Annotated in this window: 1 protein-coding gene and 1 pseudogene; both read right to left on the minus strand. The window is 46.1% G+C overall.

Going from position 1 to position 1,092, the window contains the following annotated elements:
- Nucleotides 1–824, minus strand: an 824-nt coding sequence (locus SYN60AY4M2_RS13845; protein ID WP_143597048.1) for a glycosyltransferase, incomplete at its 3' end; no start/stop codon positions are given.
- A 29-nt stretch (nucleotides 825–853) separates the two neighbouring features.
- A pseudogene (locus SYN60AY4M2_RS14270) lies at nucleotides 854–1,092 on the minus strand (glycosyl transferase family 1); the annotation flags it as partial.

Consider the following 1,092-nt stretch of genomic DNA (forward strand, 5'->3'; position numbering starts at 1 on the left):
ACTTTTTCCAGGAGTTCGGCTTCGGAGTTGTAGGTGTCGCAGTAGGTGCCGGGCGCCAAAAGTTCGTCCAATCCTGAGGCGAAGGAGAGCTGGTCGGTAAGCAGAAAGCTCCCTGCAGAAATCACTTCCAGGTTCCTTAAGTTCAGATCCCCATTTTGGCTGCAGTTGAAAGAGATTAACGAGCCGCCAAATATTAGTTGAGGGTTGTGGACTCGAGTCTTTATAAGTAGAGGTAGACCCAGTTTTTTCAAGGACATGATCAACTTAAGACGTCTGTAATGATAAGAGTTAAAATTAAGGTTACCCACAAACGCAACTCTAGTTTCTTTCTTTTCTATCCAACTGGAGCTGGTGAGACAAGCGGAAATGAAAGGCAGCCAAGCTAGCCTTTGAACTCCTGCTGCTGCGAACCAGTGGAGGTGCTGTCGGTCATAGGCGGTGGCAATATAATCAAAGGCTTCAGTGGCCCAGTAAGTTAGAAGGTGGGTGATAGGGAGCACATGATGATGCGTATCTCCGGCTAGCAAGACAGTTGGGCAGCCAAATTTTTTCGTGTTAAAAGGACTAGTCAGATCAACACTCGATGTCCAGACAATCACCAAGTCAAATTCTTTGTCTTCGACTTGATCTGAATGCTGGACAAATTCATAGAGGTCAAAGTCTTTGTCAGGACACTCAACTAAGCTTTTTGGAACACTAAAAAAATCGAATATCTGTCTTCTAACCTTTCCTTTCGGACATAGAGTTACTTGACGCTCTGAAAGAGTGAGAGGTGGGACATAATCAGGTGGAGTCGTCCAAACTAGTAGAACTCGAGGATTCATCAGTCTCAGAGCTTCCTAAAGATTGCCTTCTAAAGATTACCACTGCTTTCGTAGAATATGCATCTATTCAGATAACATAAGCACCCGTAGTTACCTTGAGAAATCTCCCCCTGCCAGAGGAGATGAGAGGGATCCAGCATCTGGTCAATCCGCTTGCGGTCTTGCTCAGAAGTAAACTCCACGTAAATCACCTTGATGTCCTTGAGCTGCGGCTGCAGGTTAGCCAATACCTCCACCTCATCCCCACCCGTAGCTACCCTGAGCACAT

Origin of the sequence: Synechococcus sp. 60AY4M2, assembly GCF_002760375.1 — a bacterium.
Classification (GTDB): Bacteria; Cyanobacteriota; Cyanobacteriia; order Thermostichales; family Thermostichaceae; genus Thermostichus.